The organism is Streptomyces sp. NBC_01549 (assembly GCF_026339955.1).
Lineage (GTDB): Bacteria > Actinomycetota > Actinomycetes > Streptomycetales > Streptomycetaceae > Streptomyces.
In genome coordinates this window covers 6,722,486-6,742,387 of record NZ_JAPEPW010000001.1, presented here as the reverse complement: position 1 = coordinate 6,742,387, position 19,902 = coordinate 6,722,486, and the positions used below count along the sequence as shown (strand labels likewise).

The 19,902-nt window shown below is 68.7% G+C and carries 14 protein-coding genes; 11 read left to right on the top strand and 3 right to left on the bottom strand.

Annotated features, from left to right (window positions below; translation table 11 throughout):
* Positions 1 to 26 precede the first annotated feature (26 nt).
* The 3 genes from OG819_RS30135 (at position 27) to OG819_RS30125 (ending at position 8,231) form a co-directional block, all read left to right on the top strand.
* Positions 27 to 2,963 carry a DEAD/DEAH box helicase gene (locus OG819_RS30135; RefSeq protein ID WP_266651713.1) on the top strand — a complete coding sequence of 979 codons (2,937 nt, stop codon included), beginning with the start codon at positions 27 to 29 and terminating at the stop codon, positions 2,961 to 2,963.
* Positions 2,963 to 7,012 carry a DNA methyltransferase gene (locus tag OG819_RS30130; protein WP_266651711.1) on the top strand — a complete coding sequence of 1,350 codons (4,050 nt, stop codon included), beginning with the start codon at positions 2,963 to 2,965 and terminating at the stop codon, positions 7,010 to 7,012. The genes OG819_RS30135 and OG819_RS30130 overlap by 1 nt, the downstream gene beginning before the upstream one ends.
* 67 nt (positions 7,013 to 7,079) lie before the next feature.
* Positions 7,080 to 8,231 carry an EcsC family protein gene (locus tag OG819_RS30125; RefSeq protein WP_266651709.1) on the top strand — a complete coding sequence of 384 codons (1,152 nt, stop codon included), beginning with the start codon at positions 7,080 to 7,082 and terminating at the stop codon, positions 8,229 to 8,231.
* A gap of 51 nt (positions 8,232 to 8,282) precedes the next feature.
* Here the strand turns inward: OG819_RS30125 and OG819_RS30120 are convergent, their stop codons facing one another.
* Together OG819_RS30120 and OG819_RS30115 are read right to left on the bottom strand one after the other, a co-directional pair.
* Positions 8,283 to 8,468, bottom strand: a complete 186-nt coding sequence (locus OG819_RS30120; protein WP_266651707.1) for a DUF397 domain-containing protein — start codon at positions 8,466 to 8,468, stop codon at positions 8,283 to 8,285.
* Positions 8,465 to 9,316, bottom strand: coding sequence for a helix-turn-helix transcriptional regulator (locus tag OG819_RS30115; protein ID WP_266651705.1), 852 nt, complete (start codon positions 9,314 to 9,316; stop codon positions 8,465 to 8,467). Before OG819_RS30115 ends, OG819_RS30120 begins: the two co-directional genes overlap by 4 nt.
* Positions 9,317 to 9,482: 166 nt before the next feature.
* Here OG819_RS30115 and OG819_RS30110 point away from each other — a divergent pair, with 166 nt between their 5' ends.
* Positions 9,483 to 9,962 carry an ATP-binding protein gene (locus OG819_RS30110; protein ID WP_266651703.1) on the top strand — a complete coding sequence of 160 codons (480 nt, stop codon included), beginning with the start codon at positions 9,483 to 9,485 and terminating at the stop codon, positions 9,960 to 9,962.
* Between the two features lie 111 nt (positions 9,963 to 10,073).
* Positions 10,074 to 11,360, top strand: coding sequence for a hypothetical protein (locus tag OG819_RS30105; RefSeq protein WP_266651701.1), 1,287 nt, complete (start codon positions 10,074 to 10,076; stop codon positions 11,358 to 11,360).
* A 31-nt stretch (positions 11,361 to 11,391) separates the two neighbouring features.
* Here the strand turns inward: OG819_RS30105 and OG819_RS30100 are convergent, their stop codons facing one another.
* Entirely contained in the window at positions 11,392 to 11,865 is a 474-nt protein-coding gene (locus OG819_RS30100) for a hypothetical protein (RefSeq protein ID WP_266652881.1), read from the bottom strand.
* 77 nt (positions 11,866 to 11,942) lie between these two features.
* Between OG819_RS30100 and OG819_RS30095 the strand changes: the two genes are divergently transcribed.
* From OG819_RS30095 to OG819_RS30070, 6 genes are all read left to right on the top strand, one after another.
* Complete coding sequence (locus tag OG819_RS30095) at positions 11,943 to 12,983, top strand: hypothetical protein (protein WP_266651699.1); 1,041 nt, start codon at positions 11,943 to 11,945, stop codon at positions 12,981 to 12,983.
* Entirely contained in the window at positions 12,950 to 13,870 is a 921-nt protein-coding gene (locus tag OG819_RS30090; protein ID WP_266651697.1) for an AAA family ATPase, read from the top strand. The genes OG819_RS30095 and OG819_RS30090 overlap by 34 nt, the downstream gene beginning before the upstream one ends.
* Entirely contained in the window at positions 13,863 to 15,101 is a 1,239-nt protein-coding gene (locus tag OG819_RS30085) for a PE-PGRS family protein (RefSeq protein ID WP_266651695.1), read from the top strand. The genes OG819_RS30090 and OG819_RS30085 overlap by 8 nt, the downstream gene beginning before the upstream one ends.
* Positions 15,102 to 15,374: 273 nt before the next feature.
* A complete protein-coding gene (locus tag OG819_RS30080; protein WP_266651693.1) occupies positions 15,375 to 17,777 on the top strand; it encodes an AAA family ATPase in 2,403 nt (800 codons plus the stop codon).
* Entirely contained in the window at positions 17,774 to 18,169 is a 396-nt protein-coding gene (locus tag OG819_RS30075; RefSeq protein ID WP_266651691.1) for a hypothetical protein, read from the top strand. Before OG819_RS30080 ends, OG819_RS30075 begins: the two co-directional genes overlap by 4 nt.
* 39 nt (positions 18,170 to 18,208) lie before the next feature.
* A complete protein-coding gene (locus OG819_RS30070) occupies positions 18,209 to 19,846 on the top strand; it encodes a hypothetical protein (protein ID WP_266651689.1) in 1,638 nt (545 codons plus the stop codon).
* The last annotated feature ends 56 nt before the right edge of the window (positions 19,847 to 19,902 follow it).

Below are 19,902 nucleotides of genomic sequence, written 5' to 3'. Positions count from 1 at the left end.
CCCAACACGAGGACTTGAAGACTCACATGGCACTCACGTACTCCGCCGGTTCCCTGGTGAAGGCCCGCGGCCGCGAATGGGTGGTGCTCCCCGAGAGCAAGCCCGATCTGCTCGTCCTGCGTCCGCTGGGCGGCTCGGACGACGACATCGCCGCCGTGTTCCCGGCGTTCGAGACGGTGGACGAGGCGAAGTTCGCGCCGCCGGAGCCGAGCGACCTCGGTGACCAGCGTGCGGCTGGCCTGCTACGTACGGCGCTGCGCGTCGGTTTCCGCTCGGGCGCGGGGCCGTTCCGCTCACTCGCCGGCATCTCGGTGGAGCCGCGCGCGTACCAGCTCGTGCCCCTCCTCATGGCCCTGCGCCAGAAGACGGTCCGGATGCTGATCTCCGACGACGTCGGCATCGGCAAGACGATCGAGGCGGGCCTGGTCGCGAGCGAACTCCTCGCACAGGGCGAGGCGACGGGCCTGGCCGTACTCTGCTCCCCCGCGCTCGCCGAGCAGTGGCAGCAGGAGCTGCGCACGAAGTTCGGCATCGACGCGGAGCTGGTCCTCTCCTCGACGGTCTCGCGCCTCGAACGGGGCCTGGACCTGGGCCAGTCCCTCTTCGACAAGTACCCGCACGTGATCGTCTCGACGGACTTCATCAAGTCCCCGCGCCACCGCGACGACTTCGTACGCCACTGCCCCGACCTGGTGATCGTCGACGAGGCACACACCTGCGTGGTCGCCGACGACACCTCGACGGCTTCGCAGAACCAGCTCCGGTACGAGCTGCTGCGCCGCGTCTCGGCGGACGAGAACCGGCACCTGCTGCTCGTGACGGCGACCCCGCACAGCGGCAAGGAGTCCGCGTTCCGCAACCTCCTCGGCCTGGTCAAGCCGGAGCTGGCCCAGGTGAGCCTGGATTCGGAGTCCGGCCGGAAGCTCCTCGCGCAGCACTTCGTGGCGCGCAAGCGGGCGGACGTACGCCAGTACCTCACCAAGGAGGACGGTCTCACCGACGACTCCCTCGCGGAGCGGACGGCGTTCCCCTCGGACCGCTACTTCAAGGACGAGACGTACAAACTGTCGCCGGAGTACCGGGCCCTGCTCGACGACGCGATCGCGTACGCGAGTGAGCGCGTCGAGCAGGCGGGCAGCCAGGGCAAGCGGGAGGCGCGCATCGCCTGGTGGTCGGCGATCGCGCTGCTCCGCTCCCTGGTGTCGTCGCCACGCGCCGCCGCGCAGACGCTGCGGACCCGCTCGGCGGCGGCGATCGCCGCGTCGGCGGAGGAGGCCGACAAGCTGGGCGCCCCGCTCAACAGCGACGCGGCCGACAGCGACGCGATGGAAGGCATGGACGTCGCACCGGGTGCGGAGACGACCGAAGACCCACGCTCCTACCTCGCCGAACTCGCTGGCATCGCCGAGGAGTTGGAAGGACCGGCCAAGGACCTGAAGCTCAAGGCGCTGATCAAGCACCTCAAGGCGCTCCTCGCGGACGGCCACAACCCGATCGTGTTCTGCCGCTACATCCCGACGGCCGAGTATCTCGCCGCGCAGCTGGAGAACGACAAGGAGTCCGGCAAGCGCGGCCCGCTCGGCGCCAAGACCGTCGTCAAGGCGGTCACCGGCACGCTCTCCCCGCAGCAGCGCCTGGAGCGCATCGAGAAGCTCGCCGAGGAGGCCGGCCCGGACGCCGCTGCCCGTCGTGTCCTCATCGCCACCGACTGCCTCTCCGAGGGCGTCAACCTCCAGCACCACTTCGACGCCGTCGTCCACTACGACCTGGCCTGGAACCCGACCCGCCACGACCAGCGCGAGGGCCGCGTCGACCGCTACGGCCAGCGCAAGGACCAGGTCCGCGTCATCACCCTGTACGGCGACGACAACGGCATCGACGGCAAGGTCCTCGAAGTCCTCATCAAGAAACACCGCCAGATCAAGAAGGACCTCGGCATCTCCGTCTCCGTACCCGACGAACTGTCGACGGGCGTTACGGACGCGATCGTTGAGTGGCTGCTGATGCGCGGCCGCGAGGACCAGGACGCACTCTTCAGCGCGGACGCGTTCAAGGTGAGCACGGCGAAGCTGGACAGCGACTGGAACTCGGCAGCGGAACGCGAGAAGGCGTCGCGTTCGCGGTTCGCGCAGCGCTCCGTGCATCCGCAGGAGGTGGCCCGCGAGGTCGCGGCGGTCCGGGAGGCACTGGGCGGCGCGGGCGAGATCGACACGTTCGTACGGGAGTCACTCGGCGCCCTCGGTGCCGTACTCCGCGGCGACGGCGAGGACTTCACGGCCCAGGTGGGCGGCACGCCCATCGGCCTGCGGGACGCGCTCGCGCCGACGGTCGGCGCGGAGGTGATCGAGAAGGACCGCCCGATCCCGTTCCGCGCGGACCCGGCGGTGGCACGCGGCGAGGCGGCCCTGGTACGGACGGACCCGGTCGTCGGCGCCCTCGCGTCCCACGTCCTCAACGCCGCCCTGGACACCCAGGCGGATGGTGCCCGCCCTGCGCGGCGCTGCGGCGTGGTCACCACGGACGCGGTCGGCACCCTCACCACCCTGCTCCTCGTCCGTTACCGCTTCCACCTCACGCTGCCCTCTCGTAGCGGCGAGAAGCAGCTGGTCGCGGAGGACGCGCGGCTGATCGCCTTCGAGGGCTCGGCTAGGAAGGCGGAGTGGCTGCCGCCGGAGCGGGCACGGGCACTGCTCGACGCGACAGCGTCCGAGAGCACGGACCGCCACTTCGGCGAGCGCACGATGACTCGCTTGCTCACCCAGCTCCCCGACGTGTACGACCACTTGGAGACGTACGGCGAGGAGCTGGCCGCCGAGCTCGACGCCTCGCACCGCCGGGTGCGCCAGGCATCCGGCGAGATCGTCCGTGGCCTGTCGGTCACCGTGCAGAAGCCTGCCGACATCCTCGGCGCGTACGTGTACCTGCCTCTCATTCCTGCGACTGCTTCCGAGGTGTCCGCCTGATGTCCGCCGTCACCCGCAACCAGGTGTTCACCGCCGTCCACACGGTCGGAGGGCTGCTGCCCGCCGACATGCTGGTACGGATCTCCGAGGGCAAGGACGTCCCCGGCTCGAAGCCGGCCGACTACGGCCTGCCGTCCTCCCGCTCGGTGCGCGACGAGGCCGAGCGCAGCTGGGAGTACTTGAAGCCGCTCTGGCGCGAGCTGCGCAAGCACCTCCCCGAGGACCGCGAGACGGGCCTCCCGACGGCCGACCCGACCGGCCGCGCCGGCAGTGACTGGCTGGCCCCGCTCTGGCGGGAGTTGGGCTTCGGACCGCTGACGCATGTCGGCCCGGCGGTCATCACCGCCGACTCGGACGCGGAGAAGAAGTTCCCGGTCTCCCACCGCTGGCGGCACGCCCTCATCCACCAGACGGCCTGGAATGCCGACCTCGACAAGCGCCCCGGTGGCGCCGGTTCGGTCCCGCCGCAGTCGATGCTCCAGGAGTGCCTGAACCGCACGGAGGCCCACCTGTGGGGCGTCCTCACGAACGGCCGTCAGGTCCGCCTGCTGCGCGACTCCAGCGCGCTGGCCACGGCCTCGTACGTCGAGTTCGACCTCGAAGCGATCTTCGACGGCGAGCTGTTCAGCGAGTTCGTGCTGCTGTATCGGGTGCTGCATGTGTCGCGGTTCGAGGTGGCGGAGGACGCTCCGCCGTCCGCGTCCCGGCTGGAGAAGTGGCGTACAGAGGCCATCGCCTCCGGCACCCGCGCCCTGGACCAGCTCCGCAAGGGCGTCCAGGACGCGATCACCGCGCTGGGTACGGGCTTCCTGCGGCACCCGGAGAACACGGCCCTGCGCGAGGACGTCCACCCGAAGGCCCTCCAGGCGGCGCTGCTGCGGCTGGTCTACCGGCTGCTGTTCGTCTTCGTGGCCGAGGACCGCGACGCGCTGCTGTCGCCGAAGGCGGACCCGCAGGCACGCGAGCGGTACGAGGCATACTTCTCGTCGGCTCGACTACGTGCGCACGCGAGGAAGCGGCGGGGTACGGCACACGGTGACCTGTACGAGGCCCTGCGTATCGTCCTCGACGCCCTCGGTGACGAGAAGGGCCGCCCCGAGCTGGGCCTGCCCGGCCTCGGCGGTCTGTTCAACGACACGGACGCGGACGCCCCGCTGCGTGGGCTGAAGCTGTCCAACGAGGCTCTGCTGACGGCCGTGCGGCACTTGTCGCAGGTGCGGGACGGCAGCTCGGGGCGGTGGCGGGCGGTGGACTACCGGCACCTGGACGCGGAGGAGCTGGGCTCCGTGTACGAGTCCCTGCTGGAGCTGGAGCCGAAGCACAGCATCGCCGACCGTACGTTCACGCTGGTCGAGGTTGCAGGTAACACCCGTAAGACGACGGGTAGTTACTACACCCCGGCATCGCTCATCGACTGCTTGTTGGACTCGACTCTGGACCCGGTGATACGGGACGCGGTGAAGCGGGGCGAGGAAGCGGCGTCGACGTCGGGGGCCAGCGATCCGGCGGACGCGATCGTGGACGAACTGCTGTCACTGACCGTCTGCGACCCGGCCTGCGGCTCCGGCCACTTCTTGGTGGCTGCGGCCCGCCGCATCGCCAAGCAGGTCGCAGCGGTCCGGGAGCGCAACCCGGAGCCCACACTCGACGCGGTCCGCCACGCGCTGCACGAGGTGGTCGCCTGGTGCATCTACGGTGTTGACCTTAACCCGATGGCCGTGGAGCTGGCCAAGGTATCGCTATGGCTCGAGGCCTTGGAACCGGGCAAGCCGCTCGGCTTCCTCGACGCCCACGTGAAGCATGGCAACGGGCTCATCGGGGCGACGCCGAAGCTACTGCGGGACGGGACCCCAGACGAGGCGTTCATCGCCACGGAGGGCGACGACAAGAAGCACGCGAAGGCCCTGGAGAAGATCAACGCACAGGAGCGGGTCGGCCAGGGCAGTCTCTTCGACATCGGCGACGACACCGTCCAGGTCGCCAACACGGTCTTCGCGCGAGGTCTCCGTTCCATCACGCTCGCCACGGCTGAAGAGCTGACGGATGTACGCCGCCAGGAGGAGGCGTACGAGAAGTGGGCGGGCTCTTCGGAGTACCAGCGTGCCCTGAGGGTCGCGGATGCCTGGTGCGCCGCGTTCGTCTGGCTCAAGACGCCGGAAGCGCCGCGCGCGGTGACGCATGCCGTGTTCAAGGCGCTGGAGGATCCGAGCGGAGAAGGCGTCGCGCGGGAGACCTGCGCCGAGATCAAGCGGCTGCGCGACCAGTTCGCCTTCTTCCACTGGCACTTGGAGTTCCCCGAGGTCTTCTCGGTCCCGGACAGCGGCCAGGGTGTGTCCCCGGTAACAGGCTGGGCGGGAGGCTTCGACTGCGTGGTGGGGAACCCGCCGTGGGACAGCGTGGACTTCCGCGAGCAGGAGTTCTTCGCCCAGCGGGCGCCGGAGATCGCCGAGGCGTCCCGGACGTCCGTCCGCAAGAAGATGATCGAGGCACTCAAGGACTCTCCTGACACTCTGTCGCTGTACCAGGAGTTCGAGGCGGGCAAGCGGAAGGTGTACGCCGAGAGCCACTTCCTGCGGAGGTCGGGGCGGGTTCCGTTGACCGGTCAGGGGAACCTCAACACGTACTCGGTCTTCACCGAGACAGACCGCATCCTGCTTGGGCCGAGGGGGCGGGCGGGGGTGATCGTGCCGACGGGGATCGCTACGGATGCACGGACGCAGTTCTTTCTCAAGGACCTGGTGCGGGAAGGGTCGATCGCGGCACTGTACGACTTCGAGAACGAAGAACGCCTATTTCCTAACGTGCACCATGCTTTCAAGTTCAGCATCCTGTCCCTGGCGGGCAGCGGGCAGCGAGAATCGGCTGCTCAGTTTGCGTTCTTTCTCCGCGACCCGGCGGAACTGGACGATACAAACAAGGCGTTTACGCTGACGCCAGGGGAGATCCAGCTACTTAACCCAAACACGGGGACTCTGCCAGTGTTCCGGTCCCGGCGAGATGCGGAGATCACCCTAGGGATTTACCGCCGAATGCCCGTCCTGATCAACAAGGGTGACAAGAACGGCAATCCATGGGGCCTCTCTCTCATGGCGATGTTCCACATGTCCCACGACTCACACTTCTTCCACACCTATGAGGATCTAAAGACCGAGGGCTGGAATTCGGAGGGCAACACCTTCACCAGAGCTGGAGCGACGATGCTGCCACTGTACGAGGCAAAGATGCTCCACCAATTCGACCATCGGTTTGGAACGTATGAGGGTCAGACCGTTGCCCAGGCCAACATGGGCACACTGCCCCGGTTGGCTCCGCAGCAGCAGGACGACCCAACGGCAACCACTACTCCTCGCTACTGGGTGTCGGAATCCGAAGTCGGTGCCAAGCTGATCGCCAAGTCTTGGGACCGTGGCTGGCTTCTGGGCTGGCGTGACATCTGCCGAGTGACGGATGCGCGTACTGTAATCAGCACCGTGATTCCGGCTACCGCAGTAGGCGACAAGTTTCTGCTCGCCCTTCCGAAGGATTACGGCGAACTCCTCCAGGCGAACTTTTCGAGTCTTGTCTTCGACTACACTGCTAGGCAAAAGATTGGGGGCACGAGTCTCAAGTACTTCACAATGAGTCAACTTCCAGCCCCAGCTCCGGATACGCTACTCCCCTATCGCTCGTTTATTAGTTGCCGAGTAATCGAACTCACCTATACGAGCCATGACATGTCGCCCTTCGCTCGGGACCTGGGCGACAACGGTGCACCCTTCCGCTGGGACGAGAATCGCCGTGAAATCATGCGAGTGGAGCTGGACGCGCTATTTCTCCACACTTACGGAATCTCGCGTGAGGACGCCGACTACATCCTCGACACCTTCCCCATCGTCCGCCGCAAGGACGAGGCCAGGTACGGCTCCTACCGCACCAAGGAACTGATCCTCGCCGAGTACGACCGCATGGCCGCCGCCGGGCTCACCCTCGACAACCCCTTGGTGGACGGCGAGAACTACACCTCCACCCTCACACCACCCCCAGGCTACGGTCCCCGCCACCCCGCCTGACAGCTCTCGACGACCTGACCTGACGAGTCACTCACTCGTGCATCACATCCACGTCCCAGGGGGGACCATGAGCAAACCGCAGTACCCGCAGCAGCCAGATCAGCTGCCCTCGGACTACGAGCTCGACGCATGGCGTGCCGTCCAACAGTTCAAGGGCCGCCCGCTGTCCCGAGCGATGAGAAGCGCCGGCGAGCAAGTGGCCAACGGTGTCTCGGAACTCGGCAAGCGTGCCGCGAAGCAACTGGAGAACCACCCACGGGCGAAGTCTGCGCTTTCGCGGGGACAGGAAGTCGTCGCCAAGGGCGCTCAAAAGGTCGGCGCGGGGGCGCGCGGAGCCGCCGACGCCCTCCCGGACTGGAGTGGCACTGCCGCTCAGTCCCTACGGAAGACGGTGGGGCGGGCCTCGCGAGCGGGCCTCTCCTCCAAACGCGTGGTCGCGCTCCACAAGAAACGCGGCCACGATGTCGCGTCGCTGCTCGACCTGCGCCGCTTGGACCTCCAGCAGATCGACGCGGTCCGTGAACGGGCAGCGAGCCTGTACTACCCGGCGGCCGCGGCGCTCTCGGGAGCGGGTGCAGGGCTGGTGATCTCCGGAGGGCAGCTCGCCATCGCTGCTTCCGCCGGTGCCGCCGCAGCGCCTTCGGGAGGTGCGATCGCGGGCGCTTTCGTCGCCGATACCGCGGTCGTCCTCGGACTCGCGTCCCGAGCCGTCGGCCAGGTCTCGCTGTTCTACGGCTACGACCCCGAAGAGCCCGCCGAGAAGCTCTTCGTGATGTCCGTCGTCAACGTCGGGACGGCAAGCTCGGCCACCGCCAAGAACGCCGCGATGGCCGACATCTCGCGGCTCACCCAAGCACTCTTCCGCGGCAAGACGTGGGAGGTCCTGAACGACGCGGTTGTCACCAAGGTTTCCCAGCAATTCGCAAAGGCGTTCGGCTTCCGCCTCACGAAGAAGGGGCTCGGCAAGGCCGTACCCGCATTCGGGATCGTCGTCGGAAGCACCCTCAACTGGACCACTCTGGAAGGGATCGTCGACGCCGCCGAGGTGGCATACCGGCGGCGGTTCCTCCTGGAGAAGTACCCGCACCTCGCTGACGAGGAGGCAGCCGGATCGTTTCCCGACACCAGCCCTGACGGCCCGGACGTCCCGGACGACGCCGACGAGGAGATCAGTCTGCTCGACGAGATAGCCGAGGCGGGCGGACCCGACCTCCATTGACCCGGTGTCCCGGCGGTGAACGTGACAACGCGACTGCCGGGACGACTCAGCTCAGGAACGCGCCGCGAACCCCACGAACCGCGACCACTCCTCACTCCCGACGGCGAAGTGAGGTCGCGTCACATCCTTGGAGTCACGCACGCAGATGGCCTGTTCGGTGACGGCGACCTCCACACAGCTGTCGCCCTGGGTGCCGCTGTAGCTGGACTTGAACCAGGCGAGTTCCGTCGTGCTCATAGCTCTCCTCGCATTCGCTCCAGCAGACCCCGCGAGTCTTGGGGGTTCAGGGCCTGCGAGCGCAGTGTGTCATAGCACTGGTAGAGGAGGCTCACCTCTTTCGCGTCGGAGATCAGACGACCATTCTGCTGCCCTTCAGAGTACGCAAGGCGCCGTCGCTCCGGTGCTTCCAGGAGCTGCACGGGACCGTCCAGGCAGGCATGGAACTCGGCGCCAAGCGGCATGACTTGAAGCGTGACATTGCGCGGTGCGGTCAGTCCTAGCACGTGGTCGAGCAGCCCCCGAGTCACTTCACGCCCACCGAGCCTCCGCCGGAACAGGTGCTCCTCGACGATGAAGCTGAACGGCACGTTCGGCCGCTCGTAGAGCATCTTCTGTCGCTCCATCCTCGCGACAACCTGAGCCTCCAACTGCTCGTCCGACAGCGGCGGAATGCTGTTGTCGAACACCGCCCGCGCGTACCCCTCCGACTGCAACAGCCCTGGCACCAGCCTGCACTCATACGTACACAGGCTCACCGCCACCTTCTCCAGCCGAGCCCACCGCCGGAACCAAGCCGCCAGCCCCGCCTCACCCCGCGTCAGATGCCCGGCCGCCTTCCGCAACGCCCCCGTGTTCCCCAGCGCCTCCTCCGCCCGCTCCACGAACGACTCGTCGGGCATCCGCCGCCCCAACTCCACCGATTCCACGGTGTGTTTGGAGAACCTGACCCGCGCCCCGAAGTCCACCCGGCTGAGCCCGGCATGCTCACGAAGGGCCTGGACGACGGCCCCGAAGGTCCGCAGACTGTCGGAAGGATCGGGCTCGCGCTCCCAGTCGCAAGCCGTCGCGTCACTGCTGTCCGTCATACGCGGCCACCTCCAGGTGCGTACGTCCTCTGCGGCATCCCCGCGATCGACGCACCCACAGTGACGGCAAGATCTCCGTACTGTCCACAGAACGTGCCCGTACGATGACGCAGCGTACGGGCCGCGCTACTGGAACACACCCCCGCGCGCCCGCCACGGTTTCCCCATGAACGCCTCCACGCCCCAACTCTGCGCTAGCGTACGCACGTTCGCGCAGCGACTCTCCTCCACCCGCCGAGGCGCCCGCCTCGCCCGGCTCCTGGCCGTGGAACGGCTGACAGCATGGGAGGTGTCACCCCGAGTCATCGAGCGAGCGGAACACGTCGTCGCGGAGCTGGCCGCCAACGCGGCGCTGCTCGGTCGCGTCCAGGGCCGCGACTTCCTGCTGGCACTGACGCTGGACGAGGCGGCCGCCACCCTGCGCATCGCGGTGAGCGACACCCGGGGCGAGTGTCGCCCCGCGATGCCCCAGGAGCAGGGCCCGGACGACGAGTCGGGCCGCGGCCTGCTCCTGGTCGACGCGCTGGCCGACCGCTGGGGCACGGAGCCCCGCCCGCCCTCCGGCAAGACCGTCTGGGCGGAGATCGGCCAGCATGGCGAGGGGCCGAAGGCGGTTTCCGGTCAATCCGGCAGCCAATGCCGTTGAGGACGGCCAAACGCTTTGAGTGACGGCATCCGGTCGACCTACGCTCCGTCAACGGATCACGGCGTCCCCGGCCACGCCACGCCGCGCCACTACTCAACAGGAGTGTGTCCCTTGCCTTTCCCGCCCGGTGGCATGGTCGCCGCCTTCGGCAGACACCTGCACTTCAAGAGCCTGGAACAGGCCCTGTGCGAACGTCATCCCGAGCTGGCCGACCGGGTGCACTTCGACGACGTGAACCGCCTGATGCATCTGAAGGTCACGTTGTCCGGCGGACGCTCGGTCGCTCTGGCGCAGGTACGCATGGGGTACTCGATCGTCTGGGCGGTGATAGATCCTGTACTGGACAGTGAGCCGTCCGTCTGGCCGCTGGACACGCCCGACGAGGTACTCGTCGACGCCCTGCACGCCGTGGCGTCTGCGCATCTCACGGACGTACCGGTTGCCTCACCGTGGCGCTGGAACGAGAGCGAGCCGTCCGACATGACCGAGCTGGCCGACCTCCTGGACGCACGGCGTGTGCGAGTGCGGCGCGTGGCGGCGGGGAACGGCTACTTCCCGTACGGCCCCCGCCACTCGCCGAAACTCGACATCGTGGGCGGACGCGACGGCAGCTTCATCGAGGCCGAGTTCCCCGACGCGTTCGTGCGTGTCTCGCTCAAGCCCGCCCTCGGCTGGCTGGTGGATGTGTACCTCGCGGAATGCGGAGCTTGGGGCCGGGTCGATCTGGCCTGGAACCTGTGGCGCAGCACGCGGCCCGCGCCAGGGGTACCCCGTGCGGACGCGTCGGTGGCGGACATCGCCGACGTGCTCGGCAAGGGTCTGAAGGCTTGGGACGTGGAGGTGCCATACGAGCCAGCCGGCCGTGCAGAATCGGTTTCCGCCGAGCGCCGGTCCGGGTGGCAGGAGTCCCTTTTCGCGGACGAAGCCGCCCTGCCTGAGTGGCTGGAGGACGTCGTCGTCGATCTCGGTCAGCCCATCGAGGATTCCGCGCCGAGGACGTCGCGACGCTCGACCAGCCCCCGGCACATCACCGACACGGTTCTCGAGCAGCTGAGGGAATTCGGCTTCGGGGACCTCGAAGAGGGGGACGCCGAACAGCCCATCCGGTCCGACGCGTTCCACATCGAATGGCACAACCGGGCCAAGAGCCTGTCCACTTCCGAGGTTCAGCGGCTGAATGGCCTGGCCGCGGCGGCCGGTGAGGACGCTCCCAAGCGGCTCATCGTGATCACGACAGCCGGTATCAGTCGCCCGGCAGCGGCCTTCGCCGACACGGCCAAGGCGTTCGTCTTCTTCGTCGATCGCACAGCGGACAAGCTGATGGCCCTGAACTCACGTGCTCAGGAAGCACTCTTGCCGCACACGAACCCGACCGAGCAAGGGCTGGAACCCTGGTAGGCCGCCTTGCCATTGGCGGTTGACGGTCGCATCACAGACCGGCCCGCGCCAACAGGATCTTCAACGCCCCTGGCTTGACCTTCTGCACCGACCGCACCTGGGCGAGCCCCAGGTCGTCCCGGCCCACCGGATTGCTGTACAAGGCATCCGTGGGCCCGGGCAGCAGGGTCGCATCGACCCGGTAGGGGAATCTGGTGTCCGCCGGGACCGCCTCGTACGGCTCACCAATGACGTCGGCCACCGCGGCGACCTCCGACTCCGGCGAGGTGAAGAAGAACCACAGGCGGTCACCCGGGTTCATACGGTTGCGTCGGCTGAGCCACAGCTCAAGCTCGGGGTCCTTGTGAGCGAGACGGCGCACGGTGTCCTTGTCCGAAGGCTCCCCGTCAAAGGTGTCCTTGTTCGGATTCAGGATGTAGATCCAGTCCTGCACGGCCTCTCCCGTCGCAGTGGCGCCCGCTGCCCAGGCAACCGACCTCGCCGTGCTGAGCATCGTGCCAGCCATCTGAGTCACATGCAGGAAGTTGCCCAACCTCGCCGGGAGATGGGAACGCCACCTCACGCTCCGGCATCATGGCCTCCATGACGAACGGGGTAGATCTGCGCACGGCAGCGGCCGAGTTCGACCGGACCGCCGTGGCGGACGTCGAGTCGGCCGCCGAGGACGAGCGCAAGCAGGTGCTGTCCCAGTTCCCGTTGGAGGAGTGGGCGGAGCTGCCGCTGGAGCGCTACGCCCTCGGGCAGGGCGCGCCGCCCGAGTCGGGGCCGACGTACTGCCGACTCATGGAGTTCGGCACTCCCCACCTGGGCAGCATCAAGGGCGGCAGTGCCGCGAAGCACATCATGTACCACCACAACTCCGGCGAATGGCGGCTGGCCGCTCCCCTACGCGGTATGGACCCGCAGGAGGCCTGGGCGAAACTGCGCGGACAGTTCGTCCGGGCCTTCGACGCCGTCGGGGCGGGAGACTTCGAGGCCCTGGACGACCTCGAAGTGCTGTGGTGCGGGCAGACATTGGTGACGAAGTCTTTGGCGACCTACTTCCCGCAGCACTTCCTGCCGATCTACGCGGCCGAGCATCTGCGGACGTTCGTCACACTGCTCGGTGGCGAGGCGCAGGCCGGCGTCCCCGCCTCGCGCACGAACCGTCAACTGCGAGAACTCGTGCGGACCCGTGAGGAGTTCGAGGGCTGGACGGGACAGGAGGTGATGCGCTTCCTGTACAAGCACTTCAATCCCCGGCAACGCACCATCTGGAAGATCGCCCCCGGCGAGCGCGGCCGCCTGTGGGAGGAATGCCGGGACGGCGGGTTCATCTGCGTCGGGTGGGAAGAGCTCGGCGATCTCGGCCAGTACCAGAGCGACACGGAACTGAAGCAGGCCCTGGACGCGCACTGGCCGCGCAGCAGTGGCGGCAGCCTGACCCTCGCCCGCCGACTGCTGGCCTTCCGGGACCTGGAGGCGGGAGACCGGGTCGTCGCCAACCGCGGGATGGACGAGGTCCTGGCCACCGGCAGGGTCGACGACCCCCGGGTACGAGCCAGACACAGGCGGGCCCACCGGTCGCTCTGCCCGAGGACGTACAGGCCGTGCTGGACGCCCTGGAGCGCAAGGGGCAGGTGATCCTGCACGGGCCGCCCGGTACGGGCAAGACCCGGCTCGCGCTCGGCGCCGCCCTCGCCCTGGACGGCCGCGCGGACGTGCTCGGTGGCGACGCCCGCCAACGTGCCGAGGCGCAAGCGGAGATGCTGCACGGTGACCGTGTCCGCATGGTCACCTTCCATCCCTCCTACGGCTACGAGGACTTCGTCGAGGGCTTCAAGCCGGACCTGAGCGCCACCGGCCCGGGGCTCACCCTCGCCCTCACGGACGGCCTGTTCCACGACCTGTGCAGCCGGGCTGCCGCCCATCCCGACCAGACGTTCCTGTTGGTCGTCGACGAGATCAACCGCGGTGACCTGCCGCGGATCTTCGGCGAGTTGATCACGCTTCTCGAACTCGACAAACGGAACCTGCCGGTCGCCCTGCCCGTCAGCAAGCGACGCTTCTCCGTACCGCCGAACGTCCGGGTCATCGGCACGATGAACACCGCCGACCGAAGCATCAGCCACCTGGACGCCGCGGTCCGCCGCCGCTTCGCCTTCCTGCCCGTGGGCCCGGACCCGGATGCGGTCTCCGGGACAGTCGGCCCCCTGGACCTGGCCGCATTCTTCGAGTCCCTCAACACCCGCATCACCCGCCACCTCGACGCCGACCACCAGATCGGGCACGCCTACCTGCTGCGGGACGGTGAGCCGATCGCGACCGAGGAGGATCTGGCGGCGGCCTTCCACCACGAGGTGATCCCGCTCCTGGAGGATTACTGCCTCGGCCGGGCGGAACTGCTGCACCGCATCCTCGGCCGCCTGGTGGACGCCGAGACCGGGCGTCCGCTCCTCATGCCCCCGCAGGACCTGGCGGACGCGCTGGCGACCGAGTTCACCAGCGGCGTTCCCGGCCCGGATGCCTGACCGCACCCCGGTCCAGCTCGGCGAGTACGAGTCCGCCCCGCTGGAGCCCGATCAGCTCACGACCCGAGACGTCGACCGCTTGCACGCCCTCCAGGCACGGGGCTGCCTCACCCTGACCAGGGAGCGCACCGGGTGGCGGCTCAAGGCCGACGCGACCGTCGGAGTCCTGGTCCTGGACCGTGTCCGCGTGGTCATCGCTCCCAAGTTCGCCATTCCGGGAGAGCAGCTCATGAGCCGGCTCGCCTACGCCCTCGGCACGCCCGTCCCGGCGACGGCCCGGCGGTGGGCCACCGGCCCTGACGGGTACGCCGACCTGGTCGCCGCTGCCCTGCTCGAAGAGTGCGAGCGGCTGCTGCGGGAGGGACTGCGCCGGGACTACGTACGCCGCCGGAGTGTCGAACCGGTGCTCCGGGGACGCCTGGACGTCGCCGCCCAGGCCACCCGCCGCTACGGGCAACTGGACCAGCTGCACGTCCACACCTTCAACCGGGAGGCGGACATCTGGGACAACCGCGTTCTGGGAAGCGCACTGAAGGCGGCGCTCACCCTGACCGCCAGCCCTGGCCTGGCGCGCGCTCTGCACGGCGCCGCCGGCGCCTTTCCGCAGGCCCCGACCCCGGCCGCGGCGCTCCGCGCTCTGGACCGTACCCACTACACCCGCCTGAACGCCCGCTACCGGCCCGCCCACACCTGGGCCCGCCTGCTACTGCGCGGTGGAGGCGTGACCGACCTGCTCACCAACCACGGCACCACGGCGGACGGTCTCCTGCTCGCCATGCCCGCGCTCTGGGAAGCCGTCGTCCGCCGTCTCGGCACCGAGGCAGCCGGCCTGCACGGCGGCCACGCCGTGCCCGGCGGAAGCGGCGCCGGTATCACAGTCCGCGGAGATCTGGGCAACGCCTCGACCTTCCGGCCCGATCTCCTGCTCAGCCTTCCAGGACACGACACGGCACATCGCACGCTGCTGCCCGTGGACGCCAAGTACAAGCGCTACGACCGCCACGGCGTGAGCGCGGCCGACGTCCACCAGCTCCTCACCTACAGCAGCGGCTACGCGCCCGCCGACGCCCCGATGGCCGTCATCGTCCATCCCCAGCCGGGCAGTCACGCCCAGCGGACCCTCCAAGTGCGCGGCCCCAAGGGCCCGTTGGGAACCCTCCACGTCCTCGGTGTCGACACCCGCACCACGCCCGAGCAGGCGACGGCCTGGATCGGCTCAGTACTGCGCTGACCACCACACGCTGCCCGGTCGGCGACAGCTGCCCGGGACGGTGAGGCGCCTGCGGGACGGTCGGCTCGGTGAATCGGGCGGCCCAGCGCATCTCCGTTCCGAGCTGGACAACCGAACGCATGTACACACAACCGTTCGTAGCGAATTCACAGAAGTCTGTTGACGTCGCTAACACGCTTCCGCCATGCTCAGATTGCCAACGGCTCACCGTCCCCTCGCGTCGCCTTGGGCACGCCCGCCGCAGCCATCCAGAGCACCCAAGGAATCCGAGCCATGAACGACACCAGCCTCCGTGACCTGCTTCTCGCCCGTTTGCCCGAATCAGGGCTCTCCGCCGAGGAACAGGCTCTGCTGCGCGATCTGCTGCCTGCCGCTCAACCCCGGAGCGGTGGCCGTTCCGGGACCGTGTACATGCGGTCCATCACGGCCTCCGGCTGGCGCGGTATCGGGCCCGCCGCCACTGTCCGGCTGAATCCCGGACCCGGTCTGACGCTGGTGGTGGGCCGCAACGGGTCCGGCAAGTCGAGCTTCGCCGAGGCCGCGGAGATGGCCTTGACGGGCGACAACTTCCGCTGGCAGGGCCGCACTCAGGTATGGAAGAAGGGCTGGCGCAACCTCCACGAGCACTCCGCCCCCGAGGTCGCGGTGGAGCTCGGCTTCGACGCCGGCAGTGACGGTGAGGGCGCCAAGGAGCCCGTGACTGTACGCCGGATCTGGCACGGCGAAGGGCTCGAGGAGTCCCGCACCGTCGTGGAGGAAGCCGGACAGGCCACCGGCGAAGTCGTGCACGACGTGATCGACTCCGAGCAACTGTCGCTGTACCGGCCGTTTCTCCCATACACCCAGCTCGGTGCGGTGATCAACGGGCCGCTGACCACCTTGCACGACGAGATCTCCCGGATCCTCGGCCTCGAACTGCTCAGTGACACCGACGCGGCGGCACGGGCTCGGGCCAAGACCCTGACCGACACCGAGAACACCGCGAAGGCCCTCACCGCCACCGTGATCCAGGAGCTGGCGGAGGTGGACGACCCGCGCGCCAAGGAAGCGATCACGGCTCTCTCCGGCAGGAGCCCCGACCTGGACGCCGTCCGAGCCCTGTTGCAGGGCCACGGCGCCGCCGACGAAGCGCACCTCGCCCGACTGCGTCGGCTGGCCGATCTCGAGCGCCCGGACCGGCCGTTGATCGCGAAGGCCGTGACCCGGCTGCGCTCGGCGGCCGCCGCGGCAGACGACGCACGCCAAGGATCCGCCGAGGATGCCCGGCAGTTGATCAAACTGCTCGACGCCGCGCTGGAACACCGCCGCCGCCGTCCCGATGTCTCCGACTGCCCCGTATGCGGCAGCACGGACCTCTTGGACCGCTCCTGGGCGGAACGGACGCGCGCGCACGTCGAAAGGCTCCAGACGGAGGCCGCCGAGGCCGAGGCGGCACACCGCGAACTCGTGAACGCGGTGCGGGAGGTGCACGATCTGATGCGTCCGGCCGCCGCCTGGCTCCATGCCGACGAGCCCTCCCTCGCCGCGCTCTGGCGGGATCTGGTCGCCTGCCGCACGGTTCGTGACCCGCGCGAGCTGGCCGACCGTGCGGAACGCGCCGAGGCGGTCCTCGGTGACGCCTGTGACCAGGTCCGTGAGGACGCCCGCCGACGCATCACAGCGCAGGACGGCCGCTGGCAGCCCGTGGCCGCACGCCTGTCCGCATGGTTGAAAGAGGCGGAGGCCGCGCAGGCGGCGAACCCCGCCCGTAAGCAGGTCAAGACCGTACGCGACTGGCTGCGGGCGCTCACCGACGAGTTGCGGGACGCCCGGTTCAAGCCGTTCGCCGACCAGTCCGGCCAGATCTGGCGACTGTTGTGCGAGCGCAGCAGCGTCTCGCTGGGTGCGATCGGGCTCACGGGTGTCGGTCCGCAGCGGCAAGTCAGTCTTCCCGTCTCCGTGGACGATGCCGACGCGCCCGCCTTCGGCGTCATGAGCCAGGGCGAACTGCACTCACTCGCCCTCTCGTTGTTCATCCCGCGGGCCACCCACCAGGACAGCCCCTTCGGTTTCCTGGTCATCGACGACCCGGTGCAGTCCATGGACCCGGAGAAGGTCGACGGCCTCGCCAAGGTTCTCGACCTGTACGCGCAGCACCGGCAGGTCGTCGTCTTCACCCACGACACCCGGCTCGAAGAGGCCATCCAGCGCCTCGGTCTGAGGGCGACGGTCATGCGGGTGTCCCGGCAGACCGACTCGGTCGTTCACGTCTCCTCCGTCAGCGACCCGGTGAGCCAGGCCCTGGCGGAGGCACGGGCCATCGCGCTCGATCCGCACCTGCCGCCGGAAGTCGCCGACCGGGTCCTCCCCTCGATGTGCCGTCTGGCGCTGGAGGCCGCCTACCAGGACACCGCGCGGCGTGCCCTGCGCGAGGCCGGCATCGGGCAGCGCGCCATCCAGGAGCGGGTCACCCGGCCGGGGCCCCTCACCGGCCTCGCGGCCCTCGCGATGGGCATGCAGGGCAAGGAGCGGGGCGAGGTGCTGGACGCCGTCGCCCGCGGCCACGGCCCGTGGGCCAGGGATTTGATCCAGGAGCTGAACCAGGCATCGCACCAGGCGCCGGCCACGCCCGTCGGTGACCGCCTGGCCCTGGTCGACCGTACGAAGCAGCTCGCCAAGGAGGTGCTGGCCCGGTGACGACTCTCGCGCGCTCCACCCGCGTTCTCCCCACGAACGGTCTCTTGGCGGCCGCAGACCAGTTGTTCAATCCCTCGGACGAGACCGCGCTCTCCCCCGGTGTCCGGGCGCGTGCCGCGGCCACCCTGCTCCGGCTGGCCCTCGACGAAACCCTCGACGCCTTCTGGCGGTCGGTCAGCCCTCGCATGACCCGCAATGGCCGCACCCGCATGCTCTGCCTGCGGTGGTACGTCAGTCCCTCCGTCGCGCGCCAGTGGTACACCGTCTGGTCCGGCCTCAGCGCCGCGTGTCACTACCACACGTACGACCTGCCTCCTACCCCCGCCGAGGTACGGGCCTGGCACCAGGACGTGAGCGAACTGCTCCGCGTCCTGGCCGCCGCCACCGCCTGAACCACGCCGCCCCTTCCCGTACACGTGAGGAGCAGCACGATGGACGCCCGCCGCTACCGCATGGTGGTCACCAGCCGGACCGATTACGTGCGGACCGGTGCACTCGTCGACGAGCAACTGCGCCACTGGCTCGCTCAACCACCCAAGCGCTACAACGTCGACGCCTTCGCCGAGGGGCGCAACGAGATAGCTCGCGGTGTCACACTCGACCACGACTCCGTCACGGGTGCCACCGGCACCTACGGACGATGGCGGCTCCGGGAGACCGCGCCCGGCGGCACCTGGCAGACCACCGTCGTGACGCGGCAGATCGCCGACGGGCCGACCTGGGTGCAGCTCGACGTCGAGCACCTCCCCGACGACGCCGAGGCGGCCCCCGTTCCCGCCAAGACACCCCGTCTCGCGAAACACCTGCTGGAGGCACTGGACGCACACGACGGCCTGGCGGACGTGACGGCCATGCCCCAAGTCGTCGAGGCGGAGGATGTCGAAGCGGTCATCGACGAACTGTGCGACGCCCACCGACGCCTTCCCGTCGTCATGGCGAGCACACCGTCCGACGTCGACTTCGACGCCTGGCTGGAGGGGACGGTCGATCCTCTCGTCCGTCCCCTGGTCGGGTTGGCGATCCTCTACGTGCTCACCCCGGAAGCCGAGTCGGTCTTCAACCGGGCGTTGGAACACCACCGCGTGTACAACGGCGGGATCCGCACCTACCTGCCCGGCGTCGACCCGGCCTGGCCCGCCGACGGCCAGCGGCACCGTGTGATGTCGAAACGGCTGATCGCCGAGAACCCTCGACTGGCCGCCCGCATCCTGAACCAGCTCCCGCAGGGAATCGCCACCCGGCTCCCACTGCCCGACGCCCTGGATTCCGTGCCGCTCATGCGCACACGGGCCAGGGACGGGGTCGGCGGCTCCGAACAGGAACGGCTGCGCGACGAGAACGACGCCCTGCACGAGATCCTCGAAGAGGCGGCACGCGAACAACGCGTCAGAGCCGACGAGATCCGGGACCTCAAGCGGGAGCTGCGTCAGGCGGAGGGCAACGAGGCGCAGGTCGTCGTCGACTACGACGAGCAGTACAAGGAACTCCACCGGGCCAAGGCGCAGATACGGGAACTGCAGAGAGAGCTCCTGAGGCTTGGTGCCGCCGAGCAGGCCTACGCGACGGTGGACCCCTCGTTGAACGCGCCCACGTCCTTCGCCGAGATTCTGGACCGGATCGGCGATATGCGACGCGTCCAGTTCAGTGGCCGGCGCAAGTACACCCTGGAACTCGACGACCAGGCCTACGGCTCGTCCTGGGTCCGGATGGCGTGGGACGCCCTGTTGGCCCTCCAGGACTTCGCGGAGGCCGTCGCGAGCGGCAGGGCGAACAGCGATTTCAAGCAGTGGTGTGCGGACTCGCCCGAGGGAGCGCACGTCATATCGCCCCGCAAGGTAGTCAGGGACGAATCGAAGTCCGTGAAGGCGAATGGCGACTGGAGCCGGGCACGCACGTTCCCCGTCCCCCGCCACGTGCATCCCGACGGCAAGCTGTTCATGGGTGCCCACCTGCGGATCGGCGGAGGCAACACCATCGCGCCGCGCCTGCACTATTACGACGGAGCTTGTACCGATCACGGAATCTACGTCGGCTATATGGGCCCGCATCTGACCAACACCATGACCTGAGGCATCGACCCGCGGCGATCGCCGGTCGTGGTACGCCGCGGGTAGGGTCGCGCGGA